15 protein-coding genes are annotated in these 16,355 nt (G+C 65.9%); 14 read left to right on the top strand and 1 reads right to left on the bottom strand.

Annotation, left to right across the window (positions count from 1 at the left end):
• Positions 1 to 141: 141 nt before the first annotated feature.
• The 6 genes from GVL61_RS17830 to GVL61_RS17805 all read left to right on the top strand — a co-directional run bounded on the left by GVL61_RS17830 (position 142) and on the right by GVL61_RS17805 (position 5,038).
• Positions 142 to 945 carry a GntR family transcriptional regulator gene (locus GVL61_RS17830; protein ID WP_159982013.1) on the top strand — a complete coding sequence of 268 codons (804 nt, stop codon included), beginning with the start codon at positions 142 to 144 and terminating at the stop codon, positions 943 to 945.
• A gap of 128 nt (positions 946 to 1,073) precedes the next feature.
• Positions 1,074 to 2,027, top strand: coding sequence for a hydroxymethylglutaryl-CoA lyase (locus GVL61_RS17825; protein ID WP_159982012.1), 954 nt, complete (start codon positions 1,074 to 1,076; stop codon positions 2,025 to 2,027).
• Complete coding sequence (locus GVL61_RS17820) at positions 2,024 to 2,734, top strand: isochorismatase family protein (protein WP_200844840.1); 711 nt, start codon at positions 2,024 to 2,026, stop codon at positions 2,732 to 2,734. The genes GVL61_RS17825 and GVL61_RS17820 overlap by 4 nt, the downstream gene beginning before the upstream one ends.
• The gene (locus tag GVL61_RS17815; RefSeq protein WP_159982011.1) at positions 2,731 to 3,654 is read left to right on the top strand and encodes a polysaccharide deacetylase family protein; all 924 of its coding nucleotides are present in this window, start codon (positions 2,731 to 2,733) and stop codon (positions 3,652 to 3,654) included. The genes GVL61_RS17820 and GVL61_RS17815 overlap by 4 nt, the downstream gene beginning before the upstream one ends.
• Positions 3,651 to 4,568, top strand: a complete 918-nt coding sequence (locus tag GVL61_RS17810) for a polysaccharide deacetylase family protein (RefSeq protein ID WP_159982010.1) — start codon at positions 3,651 to 3,653, stop codon at positions 4,566 to 4,568. The genes GVL61_RS17815 and GVL61_RS17810 overlap by 4 nt, the downstream gene beginning before the upstream one ends.
• Positions 4,565 to 5,038, top strand: coding sequence for a nuclear transport factor 2 family protein (locus GVL61_RS17805; RefSeq protein WP_159982009.1), 474 nt, complete (start codon positions 4,565 to 4,567; stop codon positions 5,036 to 5,038). Before GVL61_RS17810 ends, GVL61_RS17805 begins: the two co-directional genes overlap by 4 nt.
• Positions 5,039 to 5,124: 86 nt before the next feature.
• Here the strand turns inward: GVL61_RS17805 and GVL61_RS17800 are convergent, their stop codons facing one another.
• Positions 5,125 to 6,276: an MFS transporter gene (locus GVL61_RS17800; protein ID WP_159982008.1), complete on the bottom strand. Its 1,152-nt coding sequence runs from the start codon at positions 6,274 to 6,276 to the stop codon at positions 5,125 to 5,127.
• 205 nt (positions 6,277 to 6,481) lie between these two features.
• Between GVL61_RS17800 and GVL61_RS17795 the strand changes: the two genes are divergently transcribed.
• The 8 genes from GVL61_RS17795 (at position 6,482) to GVL61_RS17760 (ending at position 16,274) form a co-directional block, all read left to right on the top strand.
• On the top strand, positions 6,482 to 7,237 hold the full coding sequence (locus GVL61_RS17795; protein ID WP_159982007.1) for an SDR family NAD(P)-dependent oxidoreductase: 756 nt from the start codon (positions 6,482 to 6,484) through the stop codon (positions 7,235 to 7,237).
• A gap of 54 nt (positions 7,238 to 7,291) precedes the next feature.
• Positions 7,292 to 8,659 (top strand): RidA family protein, encoded by a 1,368-nt coding sequence (locus GVL61_RS17790; protein WP_159982006.1) that lies wholly within the window; start codon positions 7,292 to 7,294, stop codon positions 8,657 to 8,659.
• A gap of 115 nt (positions 8,660 to 8,774) precedes the next feature.
• A complete protein-coding gene (locus tag GVL61_RS17785; RefSeq protein WP_159982005.1) occupies positions 8,775 to 11,096 on the top strand; it encodes a TonB-dependent receptor in 2,322 nt (773 codons plus the stop codon).
• 26 nt (positions 11,097 to 11,122) lie between these two features.
• Positions 11,123 to 12,295: a class I SAM-dependent methyltransferase gene (locus GVL61_RS17780; protein WP_159982004.1), complete on the top strand. Its 1,173-nt coding sequence runs from the start codon at positions 11,123 to 11,125 to the stop codon at positions 12,293 to 12,295.
• Positions 12,292 to 12,612, top strand: a complete 321-nt coding sequence (locus GVL61_RS17775; protein WP_159982003.1) for a hypothetical protein — start codon at positions 12,292 to 12,294, stop codon at positions 12,610 to 12,612. Before GVL61_RS17780 ends, GVL61_RS17775 begins: the two co-directional genes overlap by 4 nt.
• Before the next feature lie 17 nt (positions 12,613 to 12,629).
• Positions 12,630 to 14,015 carry an MFS transporter gene (locus GVL61_RS17770; RefSeq protein WP_159982002.1) on the top strand — a complete coding sequence of 462 codons (1,386 nt, stop codon included), beginning with the start codon at positions 12,630 to 12,632 and terminating at the stop codon, positions 14,013 to 14,015.
• Positions 14,012 to 15,484, top strand: a complete 1,473-nt coding sequence (locus GVL61_RS17765; protein WP_159982001.1) for an amidohydrolase family protein — start codon at positions 14,012 to 14,014, stop codon at positions 15,482 to 15,484. Before GVL61_RS17770 ends, GVL61_RS17765 begins: the two co-directional genes overlap by 4 nt.
• A 16-nt stretch (positions 15,485 to 15,500) precedes the next feature.
• Positions 15,501 to 16,274 carry an SDR family oxidoreductase gene (locus tag GVL61_RS17760; RefSeq protein WP_159982000.1) on the top strand — a complete coding sequence of 258 codons (774 nt, stop codon included), beginning with the start codon at positions 15,501 to 15,503 and terminating at the stop codon, positions 16,272 to 16,274.
• The last annotated feature ends 81 nt before the right edge of the window (positions 16,275 to 16,355 follow it).

The following is a 16,355-nucleotide window of genomic DNA, read 5'->3' as shown; positions in this document are numbered from 1 at the left end:
TTGAGGGTGATCTAGCAAGCAAAGGGCGGGCGTCGTCGCCTGCCTATCGCGCGACTGATCGCACGGCGGACAGAGGGGCACGGCTATTGGCCAAAGGGCATTGGGCGCGCTAGGTAGGAGAACAGAATTGGGGAAATCGGGATGACGGCAGTGAAACGGGTGGCCTCCATTGCGCGGATTGGAGCGCAGGGGCAGCTCGCGCGGGATGCGGCGATCCCGCTCTATCACCAGATCTACCTGACCCTGCGCGACGAGATCACGCGCGGCGACCGGCCCTTCGGCTCCGCGGTTCCGACCGAGATGGAGCTAGCTGAAAACTACGAGGTTTCGCGCATCACCGCGCGCCGCGCGCTGGACGAACTGGCGACTGGCGGCTTCGTCGCGCGGCGCCGCCGGCTGGGCACGCACGTAATCTTCCGCACGGCCAACAAGCCGATCGAGGCGAACATCGACCAAGCGGTCGAATCGCTGATCGCCTTCGGGCAGAACACCGCGGTCAAAGTGCTTGAAGTAACCACGGAGCCTGCCGTCGATGCCATCGCGCAGAAGCTCGGACTGGTCGAGGGTGAGCCGGCGATCCGCGCGGTACGCCTGCGCTCCACCAGCAACGGGCCGCTGGGCCTGATCGTCAGCCACATGCGCGCTGGCCTCGGCGTGTCGGTGACGCCCGAGCGGCTGACCGAGCGCCCGATCCTTTCGCTGCTGCGCGAGGCGGGGGTGAAGATCGGCGGCGCCGTGCAGACCATCGAGGCGATGGTGGCCGATCTCGACATGGCCGAGCAACTCCAGTGCGAACCGCGCGCGGCGGTGCTCCATGTCGAGCGTCTGGTCGAGGATGTGAGCGGGCTCACCGTGCTGGTGACCAATGCCTACTACCGCGCGGATCGCTACCGGATCACGCTCGACATGCACGAGCAGGGGCAGTTCTCGCCGACGTTCGGCTGAACCGTTCCGTCTATCCGTCAGGCGATCACTGCGCCGGGCAGAGCGCTTGCATCGGAACTTAATTGCTATACATCTAGAACAAATATTCACGCCCGCCATGGCGGGGCGATGCATGAAGGTCAGTTCTGATGGACATTCTGGTTAGCGAAGTGGGGCCACGCGACGGGCTTCAGAACGTCAAGCGGGTCATGCCGACCGAGGCCAAGAAGGTCTGGATAGACGAACTGGTCGCCGCCGGGGTCAAGGAAATCGAGGTCGGCAGCTTCGTTCCCGCCAAATTGATCCCGCAGTTGGCGGACACCGCCGAGATCGTCGCGCATACCCGCCGTCACGAAGGGGTGACGTTGGCGGTGCTGGTGCCAAACCGGCGCGGCGCTGCGGACGCGCTGGCTGCGGGGGTACACAAGCTGACGCTGCCGCTCTCCGTTTCCGAAACGCACAGCCTCGCCAACTTGCGCAAGACGCATGAGCAGGTGCTGGAGGAAGTGCGCGCGATCAGCGGGATGCTCTCGCAGATCCCGCCCGAACGCCGCCCGCACTTCGAGGGCAGCCTTTCCACCGTGTTCGGCTGCACGCTGGAGGGCGCCATCCCGGACGCGACGATCCTGCGCCTCGCCTCGGAACTGATGGCGGCGGGCTGCGACGAGGTCGGTCTTTCGGACACCACCGGATACGCCACGCCCGGCGAGGTTCGGCGCCTCGTGAAGATGGTGCGCGGCGAAGTGGGCGACGGTGCCGTCACCGGCCTGCACCTGCACAACACGCGCGGCCTCGGCCTTGCCAATGTGCTGGCCGGGCTGGAAGCGGGGATCACCACGTTCGACGCCTCGATCGGCGGCCTCGGCGGCTGCCCGTTCGCACCGGGCGCGAGCGGCAACATCGTCACCGAAGACCTCGTCTTCATGCTGGAGGCGATGGGCTGCCGTACCGGCATCGACATCGACCGCCTGAAGGAATCGCGCCGCGTGGTCGCAGCCGCGCTTCCGGGCGAGCCGCTTTACGGTTTCGTCGCAGACGCCGGCGTGCCGAAAGGCTGGAGCCCGGCCAGACAATCTCCCGAGAACGTGAGGACATTCGCATGAGCATTGCCGAAACCATTGTGGGCACCCGCATGGTGCGCGAGGACAAGACTGCGCGTCAGATCTTCGAGGACGTGATGGCGAACCCCGCCCGCGCGAAGTTTGGCTTTGGCGAGCGGCTGGCGATCGTCAATGTCGACTTCCAGAATGCCTACACCCGGATCGACCGCTACAAGACCGCGTACGAGACCGACCCGCGCCAGATCGAGCATACCAACACGATCTCGAAGCTGGCCCGCGATGCGGGGATGCCGGTGATCTGGACCCACGTCGCCTACATGGACAGCGCCGCTGACGCCGGCATCTGGGGCACGCGCACCAACACCCCGGATTCGCTCCAGAACATCAAGGTAGACAGCGATCGCCACGAATTCGATGAACGCTGCGAGATCGATGCCTCGGTTGATGCGATCTATACCAAGCGCATGCCGTCCGCGTTCTTCGAGACGCCGCTGCAGAGCCTGCTGATCTGGCACAAGATCGACACGCTGGTGATCACCGGCGGTTCGACTTCCGGTTGCATCCGCGCCACGGCGGTGGAAAGCCTGAGCCGGGGCTATCGCACGATCGTCCCGATCGAGACCTGCGCGGACAAGCACGAAAGCTACCACTTCGCCAACCTCACCGACCTTCAGCTCAAGTACGCCGATGTGGTGCCGGTGCAGGACGTGGTGGACTGGTTCGGAACGCGGGGGGGACAAGGCGCATGAGAGAGGGCGAACGCGACCCCGGCCTCTACGGGTTCCGCCCGTGGCGTGATCGTCCGGCGATCGAATGGCCGGACGGCAAGAAAGTCGCGGTCTGGGTTTCGCCCAACCTCGAGTTCTACGAGATCGATCCGCCAGCCAACCCGCACCGCAAGTCCTGGCCGCGCGCCCATCCCGATGTCGTCGGTTACGGCCACCGCGACTACGGCAACCGCGTCGCGCACTGGCGCATGGCCGAAATGATGAGCAAGCACGGCTTCCCCGGCTCGGTCAGCCTGTCGGTGTCGATGTGCCAGCACATGCCGGAAATCGTGGCGGACGCGAACGCGCGGGGCTGGGAATTCTTCAGCCACGGCATTTACAACACCCGCTATTCTTACGGCATGGACGAGGCGCAGGAGCGCGCGATCATCGAGGATTCGATCCGCACCGTGCGCGAGGCGACCGGCCAGACGATCAAGGGCTGGCTCGCTCCCGCGCTCACCCACACGCCGCGCACGCTCGACCTGATTGCCGAATACGGCCTCAGCTACACTTGCGACCTCTACCACGACGACCGGCCGAACCCTGTCGAAGTGAGCGGCGGCAAGCTGATCTCGATGCCCTACAGCCTGGAAGTGAATGATCACTACGGCTTCTTCGTCTACAACATGAGCCCGCGCGAATATGCCGACACGCTGATCCGGCAATACGACAGGCTGGCGGAAGAAGGCGGCACCGTGATGTGCATCCCGCTCCACGCCTACCTGATCGGGCAGCCGCACCGCATCGGCCCGTTCGAGGACGTACTGCGCCACATCGCCGCCGACGGCCGCGCCTGGATCACCCGCAGCGGCGACATCGCCGACCACTTCCTGTCGACCGGGGGCTACGAGGCCGCCGAGGCCGACTGTGCCCGTTACGCCAAGGAGGACAGGGCATGAGCCTCGATCCCGGCTATCTCGAATATCCCATGCGCCGCAAGGGCATGGACCATGACCTCTACCCTTGGTCCAACATCACCGAGCGTCCGCCGCTGGCGCTGCCGGGCGGCGCGAAGATGGCGGTCGGCCTGCTCGTCAGCCTCGAATGGTTCCCCATCGTACCGGGCGAGGCGCCGTTCCGTGCGCCGGGGCACATGCAGACCGCATACCCCGACTATCGCCACTACACCGCGCGTGAATATGGCACGCGGGTGGGCTTCTATCGTCTGCTCGACGCGTTCGAGAAGGCAGGGGCGAAGGCCACGATTGCGGTCAACGCGGCCATTGCCGAGCGCTATCCCTCGATCGTCGCGGACATTCTGGCCGCAGGGCATGAGATCGTCGCCCATGCCACCGACATGGACGCGACCATCGACAGCACCGTGCCCGAGGAGCAGGAGCGCGCGATGATCGCCTCGGCCCGCGATACGCTCACCGCTGCAATGGGCATGGCGCCGACGGGCTGGATGTCGATTGCGCGTCAGCAAAGCTGGAACACGCCGCGTCTGCTGGTGGAAGAAGGCTTTTCCCACTGCCTGGACTGGGTCAACGACGACCTGCCCTATGTCCAGACGACTGCGTCCGGGCCGCTGGTGGCAGTGCCTTATAATCACGAGCTGTCCGACCGGCAGGTCATCGTGGTGCAGCAGCATTCCGCCGAGAGCTATGTCGAGCAGATGAAGGATGCCTTCGCCTGGCTCGCAGCCGAAGGAGCGCCGCGCGTGCTGCCGCTGCATCTGACGCCCTACGTGATGGGCCTGCCGTTCCGCATGGGCGCTTTCGAGAGCCTGCTCGAATGGCTGGCCGCTCAGCCGGATACGATATTCGCGACGGCCGGCGAACTCGCGGCTGCGCTGCCGGGAGAGGATGCATGAAGGTGCTTTCGAGTATCACGCTGGCTTTCGCGCTCGGCACTGCCGCAGCGGCGGGGGCCAATGCGCCCGCCGGGCACGACGCGCGCTGGGAAGCGGCACGGGAGGCGATCTGGGCTAAGGAACTGGCGATCTACGAGGGCCGCGGCCGGGGTGATCTCTCGCTTTACCTCGGCAATACCGCCACCAACTACGTCGCCTGGCCGCCTTTCAACGAAGTGCCCAAGGGCAACGACGGGCTGCGCGCGACCGGCGCCCAACTGGCGGGCAAGACAAAGGAGCATCTGGAGATGACGTTCCTCGACCTCGCGCTCAACGGCGATACGGCGGTGGTCTATTACAAGACCCACCGCACGATGCGCGCCGACGGCACGCCGTCCGACGAGCGCTTCGAGGTCACGCATACCTGGGTCATGCAGGACGGGACGTGGAAGGTCCTGGGCGGAATGGCGCGGGCACGCCCCGACCGCTGAGCCAGTAACCTCACCGGGACCGGCAGGAACGCGCCGCTCCGATAGCTTGAAGCCGTCCGCGCTCACATGCGCGGACGGCTTTTTCGTCAGACCCGCGCTGGGCGTCGCTCGGTCGCGAAAGCGAGGAATGCGGCGACCGCCATGCCCGTCCCCGCAGCCGCACAGGCGGTCCAGCCTCCGCGCACGTAGAGCAGCGGCGCGATCGCCGAGCCCAGTGCGCCGCCGACGAACATGAGCGACATGTAGATCGCGTTGATGCGCCCGCGTGCGTGGGGGCGCAGTGCATAGACGACATTCTGGCTGACCACCTGGTTGCCCTGCGTCCCCGCGTCGAGGAGGATGGCGAGTACCGCCAGCGCCAGTACCGAACCCATGGCGACCGCCGGCACCGTGAGCGCGAAGCTCAGCCCCAGCGCGGACATGGCGATGACGGTGCCACGGCGGATCAGTCCCCGGTCCGCCATGCGTCCGGCGATCGGGGCAGCCAGCGCGCCGCCGGCGCCGGCGAGGGCGAACAGAGCGATTTCCTCGTGGCTCAGGCCGAATCGGCGCTGAAGCATCATCGGGCCAGCGGTCCAGAACAGGTTGAAGGCGCAGAACAGGCAGGCCTGGTAGAATGCCCGGCGGCGCAGCAGTGGCTCCTCGCGCAGCAGCACGGCCATCGAGCGCAGGATCGCCCCATAGCTGCCGGTGCCGACACCCCGATGACGGGGCAGCATGAACCAGAGCGCCACCGCCAGCACTGCCAGCAATCCCGAAGGCACGAGGAACGCGAGCCGCCAGTCGCCGAGCCCGGCAAGCGCGCTCGATACCGGGCGGGCGAGCATGATGCCGGTGAGGAGGCCGGCCATGACCGTGCCGATCACGCGGCCCTGCCGCCCCTCCGGCGCCAGATGCGCGGCGAGCGGCACCAGGACCTGCGCGCCTGCCGACGACAGGCCCGCCACCGTGACAGCAATGAAGAACGGCTCCACGCCCCGCGCCAGCCCCGCGTATGCCATCGCCACTGCCGAGACCGCGACCATGCCGCACACCAGCGTCCGGTTCTCCACCCGGTCGGCGAGCGGCACCACGAAGAGCAGGCCGATGCAGTATCCGATCTGGGTCACCGTCACGATCAGCCCCAGCGTCGCGTCGGGCACCTGAAGGTCCGCGCCGATCGCCGAGATCAGTGGCTGCGCATAGTAGAGATTCGCCGCCAGCAGGCCGCAGGCAATGGCGATTATGAAGGTGCGCATTGCACCGTTATCCGCACTGCGAATAGTCCCACTATCGCGCGAACCATCATTAAAACCACGGTTTTTCAAAGTTTTGCCCTCAATCGTGTGGTTGTGGAGAGGCCGCGCTCCGGCCTTGGGAACCGTCTGTCGCCACTTGCGATCTGGACGGTCTCGGATATGTATTATAGCTATATCAAAAGATCAAATGAGCGGGGGTTTTTCGATGGCTTTCCAGTCCCATGATTCCAGCTTTCCCCGCGGTGCGGCCATCGTTACCGGAGCGTCCGGCGGCATCGGCGGAGCTATCGCACGCGCGCTGGCCGCGCGGGGCATGCCCGTGGTCGTCCATGCCAACGGCAACATCGAGGCGGCCCGCGCGCTGGCGGCCGAGATCGAGGCTGCCGGGGGGCAGGCCCTCGCGCTTGCCGCCGATGTTACCGACGCCGGTGCGGTCGACGCCATGGTCGCTCAGGCGATCGAGCGGTTCGGCAGCATCGGTGTGCTGGTCAATAACGCCGGCATCTGCACTTCTGCCCCGATCGGGGGCATGGATGCAGGCATGATCGACCGCGAACTGGGCGTCAACGTCAAGTCCGTGGTGCTCGTGACCCAGGCCTGCCTGCCGCACATGGGCAAGGGGGCGGCGATCGTCAATCTCAGCTCCAACCTCGCTGTTTCGCCGCTTCCGGGCATGACGCTCTACTGCGCCGCCAAGGCCGCCGTGGCCTGCCTGACGCAGGGCTTCGCAAGGGAGCTGGGCGCACGCCGGATCCGTGTGAACGCGGTGGCTCCGGGCGCGACACGCACGGCGATGACCGCCTGGATCGACGATGCGGCGCTTGCTGCGATCTGCGGCCAGACCCCGCTCGGCCGCATCGGCGAGCCGATGGATATCGCCGGCGCCGTGACCTTCCTCGCCTCTCCCGAGGCAAGCTGGATCACCGGGCGCACGCTGGTGATCGATGGCGGGCTGGCCTGATTCGGCCGGCACCTGACAGCACCTGAACCACACCTTCGAGGGACCTAGAAGACTATGATCGATCCCAAGGCACCCCAGGCAATCTGGCCTGATATTCCTCAGCCGCTGATGCCGTATTCGCCCGCCGTGAAGGCTGCCGACTGGATCTTCGTGTCCGGCCAGCTCGCGAGTGATTTCAAGACCGGCATCGCCGCCGAGGCGCGCCCGGTGAACCCGAACCTCGAATCCGATCAGGCGCTGCAGTCGCGCTTCGTGATGGAGACGCTCAAGCGCACGCTTGCTGCCGGCGGGGCGGATTTGTCGAAGGATGTGGCGCGCATCTGGCAGTGGCTGCCCTGGGAAACCCCCTCGATGCCGGACTTCGCCAAGGGCGACTGCTACCCCGAGGGCCTGCGCATCACGCCGTACCTCGACGTACGCAACGACTACATTTTCGAGCCGCGCCCGGCATCGACGGCAGTGAGCATCCGCGACCTGCCGGTGCGCGACGCGCGCATCGAGATCGACGTAATCGCCATCGTCGACGGGAACGAGCCGCAGGGCTTCGCGGCGCCCGAGGGCGTTCCTGCCCCGCTCGCCGGTTATTCGCCTGCGCTGCGCCGCGGCGACTGGATCTTCCTTGCGGGTGAAGTGCCGACCGACTGGCAAGGCGACTACGGCGAGCACCGCAGCATGGGCGCGCCTGGCGCGCTGGCCCGCGAGGCGCGCACCAACCCGCACGTCTGGTATGGATCTGACATCGAGGCGCAGACCGACTACACGCTCTCCAAGCTGGAGCGCATCGCTGAAGCGGCGGGTGGTTCGCTGAAGAACGTGGTCAAGGCCGACGTCTACATCGGCGATCCGTCTGACTACGCCGGCATGGACCGCGCCTGGAAGCGCTGGTTCAAGGACAGCCCGCCCGCGCGCTGCGTGATTCCCTACATGGGCCTCGGTACGCGCGGCAGCCGCATTGAGATCGCGCTGACCCTGCTGGCCGACGACGCCAAGCTCAGGGTCGAGCGCATCGAGACGTCCGAGGCGCCAGAGCCGTTCAGCCACGAGCCGCAGGCGGTAAAGGTGGGCAACTTCCTGTTCCTGTCGCAGCAAATGGCCTGCGATTCGAAGGGCGTGCTGGCAGACGGCATGGTCCGCCACGAGAATTTCCCGTGGTACGGCCTGCCGGGCAAAAACCAGATGCGTTACATGCTGAAGAACGTAGCAGCCATCTGCGAGGCCGGTGGCACCAGCCTCGAGAACATAGTGCGCCGCGCCTGCTTCCACGACGAAGGTACGCATTTCGCAGACTCGATCGAGGAGTGGGCATCGCACTTCCCCGGCGTCAAGCCGGCTTCCACGACCATGCGGATCGGTGGCCCGCTGGTGGTCCCGGGCGCCAACGCGCTGCTCGACCTGATCGCCTATGTACCTGATAAAAAGTGAAAAGATCCGCTCCTGTGCGCCGTATCCCGGCGGCAGGAGCGGCAATACGATGAATAAAAAAGGGAGGTGCCCGGGGCCAGGCATCATGAGATTCAGACACAAGATGGGGGTTTTTATGAACACAGATTTCGCGTTCCGCGCCAAGGCGCTCCGGGTCGTTCTGCTGTGCGGCGCTGTCGTCGCCGCGTCGGGCGCCGCGCCTGCATTCGCACAGGATGCCGCTCCGGCCGCCGCCGGAAGCCTGAACGATGAAGGCGGCAACGTCATCGTCGTGACCAGCCGCAAGCGCGAGGAGCGCCTGCAGGATGTGCCGCTGGCGATCACCGCCTATTCGGGCGAAGAAATGCGCGCCAAGGGCATCTCGTCGCTGGCAGACCTTGCCGCCCAGACCCCCGGCCTCGCGTTCCAGGACGTGAACGGCGCCTATGCCGCGCCGGTCCTTCGCGGCGTCGCCCAGATCGACCAGACCGGGCCCCAGGGCAACGTCGGCATCTTCATCGACGGAGTCTATCTCAACAACCGCTCCGCGCTGGCCTTCGACCAGTACGACCTCGAGCGCATCGAAGTGGTGAAGGGCCCGCAGAGCGCGCTCTATGGCCGCAACACCTTCGCGGGCGCGATCAACTACGTGACCGCCGCACCCAAGCCGGACGAGTTCTCGGGCCACGCCACCTTCACGCTGGGCAACTATGGCCGCCACGAGGCCAAGGGTTCGATCAACATCCCGCTGACGAAGGGCGTGGCGTTGCGCGTGTTCGGCGGCTTTTCCGAATTCGACGGCACCATCAAGAACGACCTCAGCGGCAAGTACCTTGACGGCTGGAAGGATCGCTGGAGCGGCGGCGCCGCGCTGACCGGCGAGATCACCGACAACCTGACGCTGGACCTGTTCGGGGTGCGTTCGGAAACCTCCAACGACCACCCGGCACTTTACGCGATGCCGACCTCGATGAACAACTGCGGTTCGGTTACAACCGTGCGCGGCCAGCAGCTCAACACCTTCTACTGCGGCAAGGTGCCGTACCCGACCAACTTCCAGATCGACGACAAGACCGGCTACGGCCTGACCGGCTCCAACGAGATCTATTACGGCAAGCTCAACTACTCGGGCGAGGCGCTCGATCTGACGGCCGTGGTCAGCTACACCACCGCCAAGTTCGGCCTGCTGATCGACACCACCGGCAATCCCGACGCGGTCAATACGCCCAACTTCGGCGGCCTCTCGCGCCAGCTATACACCAACGCCGCGACCGACCGCAGCACCGACTGGAACTACGATATCCGGGCCAGCTCCAAGGCGGGCAGTGCGGTATCGTGGATGCTCGGTATGAATTACTACGATTCGCTGGTCTCCGACATCCTGACGCTGAACTTCCAAACCCTGGGCGTCGAGCCGGGCACCACCCTGCCGCCGGTATTCTCCAACCGCGGCGGCACGCTCAAGACCAAGGGCCATGCGCTTTACGGCATGCTGGGTTACGAGATCACGCCGCAGTTCAACGTCCAGGCCGAATTGCGCTACACGATCGACGATCAGCACTTCGTCGGCGGCGGTTCAGCGGCCGGCGCCACGGGCCGTCAGACCTTCAAGTACCTGACGCCGCGCTTCTCGCTGAACTGGAAGCCGGCCGACGAAGTGCTGCTCTACGCCACCGCCGCGCGCGGCGTGAAGACCGGCGGTTTCAACGCCAACGCCGTGAACACCGACTACTTCACGTATGGCTCGGAAACCAACTGGACCTACGAGGCGGGCGTCAAGACGACCTGGCTCGGCGGCGCGCTGGTCGCCAATGCCGGCGTGTTCTACGTCGACTGGAAGGACATCAACGCACAGAAGCAGCTGCCGTTCTCGACTCTTGCGGTCGTGGGTAACAATGGCGACGCAGAAGTGAAAGGCATCGAGGCACAGATCGCCTTCAACCCGACCCGCACCATCTCGCTGACCGCAAGTGGCGCGCTATTGGACCCGAAGTACAAGTCGGGTGTGATCGACGGTGAAGTCTCGTACATTTGCGGCGAGCTGGCCAACTCCACCGTCACCAGCAGTAACTGCACCTCGGACGTGGGCGGCAACCAGATCGCCCGCACTTCCGACAAGCAGTTCGCACTGGGCGCCGCCTGGACCGTGCCTGACATCGTCGAGGGGTTGGACGGCTACATCCGCGCCGACTATTCCTGGCAAGCAGGCAAGTACTCCACCGGCCTGAACCTGCAGGACCAGGGTTCGATCTCGCTGGTGAATGCCCGTGCGGGTCTCAAGTTCGGCAACTACGAACTGGCGATTTGGGCCAAGAACCTGCTGCAGGATAAGTATATTTCGCGTACGACGGTGGTGTCCTCGACCGCTGACAGCGGCCCGGTCTCGGGTGTGAGCTATACCCGCGTCTATCCGGGCGAACGCCGCACGATCGGTGCGGACCTTTCCGTTCGATTCTGAGTGAGAAAGCATTAGGAGCAAGTCCCATGACATTCCTGACCAATCTCGATGACACGACGCTGAAGGCGGGCGCGGTGCCCACCTTCGCGCTTTCCCAGCGCGGGCGCGCGGGCATGCAATTGCTCGGCGCCGTGCAGAAGTACTCTTCGGGCGTGCTGCGGCCGATGGCGGCGGAGGCCTTCGAGGCCGACAAGCGCGGCAAGGAACTGGCGGCCCAGCACGCCGCTGCAGAGCCGGGCACCAGCGCGCGCGAGCGCATCAACGCTGCGCGCGAAGTCTGCGAACGCGACAACGTCTACCGGCTCGAGCGTTTTATCCAGCGCTGGGTCGCCGAGGAGAACTTCAATCGCGGCATCCCCGCGATCGAGGAACGCCGCGAGAAGTTCGAGGCGTTCAACGCTGCGCAGGGCGAGACCGAACTGCTCGGCACGCTCGACCTCGCAGCGGAAGTCTCGGTGCCCAAATACTACGACCAGGTCGAATGGCATCTCGAGCCGGGCGGCTGGGACGGTTACGACCTTTACGGTGCGCTCTTCGCCTACGGCGTCGGGCCCTATGTGTTCAGCCATGGCGGCTATGCCGCCGTTGGCGTGGGTGATGACATCACCAAGCAGCGCGTCAATACCATCAAGCAGTTCCCCAAGGCATCCTACGCGCGGATCTACGAACCGGGCTGCGGCGGCGTCTCGACGCTGAAGGCGGTCAATGCGGTCTTCCCCGAGGCAGAGCTGCACGGCTCGGACCTGTCGCCGCTGCTGCTCAAAAACGGACAGAAGATGGCCTCGCGCTTCGGCTTCCCGGTCCACCTCAAGCTGGCCGATGCGGCGCATGACACCGGCGAGGCCGATGAGAGCTTCGACGGCGTGATCACCTATGCGCTGCACCATGAGCTGCCCCCAAAGGCCAACCGCGAGATGTTCCGCGAGATGTTCCGCATCATGAAGCCGGGCGCGGACATCGTCCTGTCCGATCCGCCGCCGTTCCGCGCAGTCTCGATGTTCCACGCGGTCATCCTCGACTGGGACACCGAGCACCGCGAGGAGCCGTTCTTCTCGGCCGTGCTGCACGACAGTCTCGATGCGATGCTGAAGGAAGCGGGCTTTGAGAACGTCGAGTCCTACGCCATCGGGCAGGACCAGTACCCATGGGTCACGCGGGCGATGAAGCCGGCCTCGGCTCCCCAGGCGGAGGCCGCGTGATGGAACCGACCGGCAAGGACTATCTTGGCCCTGACAGCGTCACCGACGTGGCGCGCATGCTCATGGCGCTGGTTTCCGAAGTGTGGATCATGCGCGATCGCCAGATCGTGACCGAGCACCTTCTGGAAACCAACGGTTCGGTCACCCGCGAGGAGCTCGACGAGTTCGTCCCCTCAGGTGACCTCGCCGCGCAGATCACCGCCGAGCGCGATCGTTTCGCGCGGCTGGTGGCCGGTGCTCCGATCGCGGCGGTGCGCCGCTCGGTCCCGGAAATACTCGAACGCGCAGGGCTAAAAGCCCAGGCCGCGGCAAACTGACAAGGTACGCAAACAGCATGACCGCCATGACCGGAACTACCGCCGAGACCGACCGAGAGGCGTCCCCAGGTCAAAGCGGCGCGCTTCCGCTGCAGACTTGCCTCGCCTGGGGGCTGGGCACTGTAGCAGTGGCCGCACTGTTCAATTCGGTGAACGTGCTGCTGCTGCGGTACGTCGTCGACTATGCGGGCATCAGCGCGGTGCTGGCCGGCGGCCTCATCGCCGCCTCGAAGCTCTATGACGCGGTGATCGACCCGCTCATCGGTGCAGCCAGCGACCGCACCCAGTCGCGCATGGGACGGCGCCGTCCGTTCCTGCTGGCTGGCGGCGTGCTGCTGGCGTTCGCGGCGCTCATGCTGTTCAACATTCCTGCCGGCGGCGGCGCACTGTCCGTCGGCTTCCTCGTGCTCTCGCTGCTGGTCTACGCGACCGGCTATGCGGCGTTCTCGGTTCCCTATATGGCAATGCCGGCGGAGATGACATCTTCGCTGCATGAGCGTTCGCGCCTGATCTCGTTCCGTGTTTCGGCGGTTGCCGTGGCTTCGTTGCTGGCGGTCTTCGTCGGCCCGCAGATCATGACGTACGCAGGCGGCGGCCGTGCCGGCCACACCGCGCTGTCGGTTTTCCTTGCAGTCGTGGTGCTTGCGGCCGCGGCGGCCTGCTTCCGCGGCACGCGCAATGCGCCCTTCCACTACAGCCCCGCAGTGAAGGCCACCTGGAGCGAGAAGCTGCGCTCGCTCGCGGGGAACAAGCCCTTCGTCGTGCTGCTGGTCGTCAAACTGTTGCAGCTCATGGCGCTGGCGGTGACGCAGGCGGCGATGCCGTTCCTGTTCCAGCGTGTTCTCAAGCTCGGCGATGCGCGCATGGGCATCTACTTCTTGGTGTTCTACGCGACGATGATCCTGGTCCAGCCGGTCTGGGTCCGCCTTGCCCGCATGCGCGGCAAGCGCTTCATCTACATGGCAGGCACGTTCCTCTACGGCGCGATCTACCTGAGCTGGTACTTCGTCGGCCCGGATGAGGCGCTGGCGGCGGTCTATGGCCGGGCCGTGGCGCTGGGCGCGATGGGCGGCGCGGTGCTGCTGTTCGGCCAGTCGCTGCTGCCCGACACGATGGAGTGGGACTATCGCTGCACCGGCATGCGCCGCGAGGGCATGCTCTCGGCGGTCTATACGCTGGTCGAGAAGCTGGCCTATGCACTCGGCGCGGCGCTGACCGGGATCGTTCTGGGCAAGACCGGCTATATCCAGAACGCGGCGCATGGCGAGCAGCCCGCCTCGGCGATCGAGGCGATCTACTGGCTGGCCTCGTTCATTCCCTTCGCCTTCCTTGTCGCCAGCATCGTGGCCCTGTGCTTCTACGATCTGGACGAGGACAAGTTCGCGAAAGCCGTTGCCCAATGACCGATGAAGGCCTGGCGCCCGCGGATACCCTGATCCGGGGGGGCTACCTCGTCACGCTGGATGCAGGACGCAGGGTCTTCACACACGGCTACCTGGCTATCACGGGCGGCAGGATCAGTGCCATCGGCCCGATGGATAAGACCATGCCGCCCGCGCGCGAGGTGATCGACGCGGGCGGCATGGTCGTCATGCCGGGCATGGCGAACGGCCATAACCACCTCGTCCAGAATGCCTTCCGGGGCTACAATGACGATCGCTGGCCGGTACTCGACATTCCGGCGGCGGTACGCAGCCTGCTGGAGCAGCTTTTTGCCGCGAGCGCCCGCATGGACGCCGAACGCACTTATGCGATCGTGCGCCTCCATGCGCTGGAAATGCTCAAGGCCGGTTACACCGCCACTCACGACGAGCACTTCACCAATGCCCGCAAGGATTCGGTGGATGGCAGCTGGCAAGCGCTGGCCGACAGCGGCATGCGCGGTTTCCTGTGCCGCTGCATCATCGACGACCGCATTCCCGAGGACGGCCGCGAGAGCGTGGACGAGGGCCTTGCCGAACTGGAACGCCTGCGCGCTTTCACCAGCGAACGGCTCACCGTGGCGGGCAGCTTCGTCAATTACAGCTTCCGCTCCGACCCGCAGGACATGCGCCGCATTCACGAGGGAACGCTGGCGCTGGGCCTGCCTTTCGGCGTCGACATGACGGACAACAGCCGGGGCGCGATGCTCAAGTCACGCGGTTTCCAGGGCGGCCAGGCGGATTACTACCGCGATTTCGGTCTGCTCGACCACGGTCCGATCTATGTGGGCAAGGGCGTCAATCTGATGCCGCACGAATACGCGCTGCTGGCCGAACACGACGCGCGCCTCGCGCTGGTGCCGACGCTGCGCTTCTTCGACGGGCAGGGGATTCCAGTCCACGATTTCCTCGGCGCGGGAATCCTGCCCGGCCTTGGCACCGATGCGCCGCTCGTCAGCGACAGCCAGGACCCCTTCGAGAACATGCGCCACGCGATCTTCGGCCAGAACCTGGCGGTCAAGGCGCGGGTCGCCGCCGGCGGCGAGCGGCCGGATACCGCGCTCTGGCTCAATGCCGAGAGGGCGATCGAAATGGCGACGCTGGGCGGCGCCCGTTCGCTGCTGATCGAGGCAGACTGCGGTTCGCTCGAGGTCGGCAAGGCTGCGGACATCGTTATGATCGACGTCGCCCGCGCCGAGATCGCGCCCACCTGGGACGACCGCCGCTTGCTCGGCTCGCTGGTATGGGGCGGCAAGGGTTCGCAGGTCCATTCGGTGTTCGTCGCCGGAGAGCGCCTGATCGAATCCGGTCGCTCGACCCGTTGGGACGAAGACGAAGTGATCCGCGAGGCCGACGCCGCGCTAGCCGCCATCGCGCGCGAGGCGCAGCTCGACCGCTTCCTGCCAAGCCGCCGCGCGGGTGACAGCTACCGCGGCTGGACCTATCTCTGACCCGAGGATCGCCGAAATGACAGCAGAACCAGGCCGCGTCGCCGTTGTGACCGGCGCCGGGCAGGGCCTTGGCCGGGCCATCGCGCGCGAACTGGCGGCAGCGGGGCACACCGTCTTCGGCTGCGGCGCGAAAACTGCGGACGACTTCGACGGGGTGCGGATGGTCGCCTGCGACATCACCGACGAGGCGCAGGTGCAGGCGCTGTGGGACCGCGTGCAGGCCGAGGCGGGCCGGGTCGACTGGTGGATCAACAACGCCGGGCTCGCGCTCACCGGCCGTCCGCTGGCGGGCATGGCAGCGGACGAGTTCAGCCGCATGGTGGGTATCAACCTTGTCGGCACGATGACCGCTTGCCGCGTCGCCATCGCCGGAATGACCGGGCAGGGCGGCGGCGAGGTCTGGAACATGCTTGGAGCAGGGGCGGACGGGCAGCCGGTTCCGGGCATGAACGGCTATGCCACGACCAAGGCGGCGCTGACTTTCCTGACCCGCGCGCTCGCAAGCGAGGCGGAAGGAAGCGCCTACAAGGTTGGCGGGCTGAGCCCCGGACTGGTGATGACGGAAGGTTTTTTCCGCGAACATGCGCGCGTACCGGAGGCGGAACGCGCCGGACGCGAAGCCGTGGTCAACCTGATTGGCGACCATCCCCAGACGATCGCGACGTGGATCCGCGAGGCGCTCGAGGGCGGGCAGGACAACGGCGCGATCCTCTCGTGGCTGACGCCCGAAAAGATCGCCGAGCGGCGCGCAGAGCAGCCGCCGAGGGATATATTGTCGGCTTATCGATAACCGCCGATGCGCCAGGCGATGTGGACAGATTAGGTCGATTCAACTGGGTGAGTTTTCGTCCCAATTGCCGACATTTTCGCA

Source organism: Novosphingobium sp. 18050 (assembly GCF_902706195.1).
In the GTDB taxonomy this organism is placed as follows: Bacteria; Pseudomonadota; Alphaproteobacteria; order Sphingomonadales; family Sphingomonadaceae; genus Novosphingobium.
This window is presented reverse-complemented; position numbering and strand designations above follow the sequence as displayed.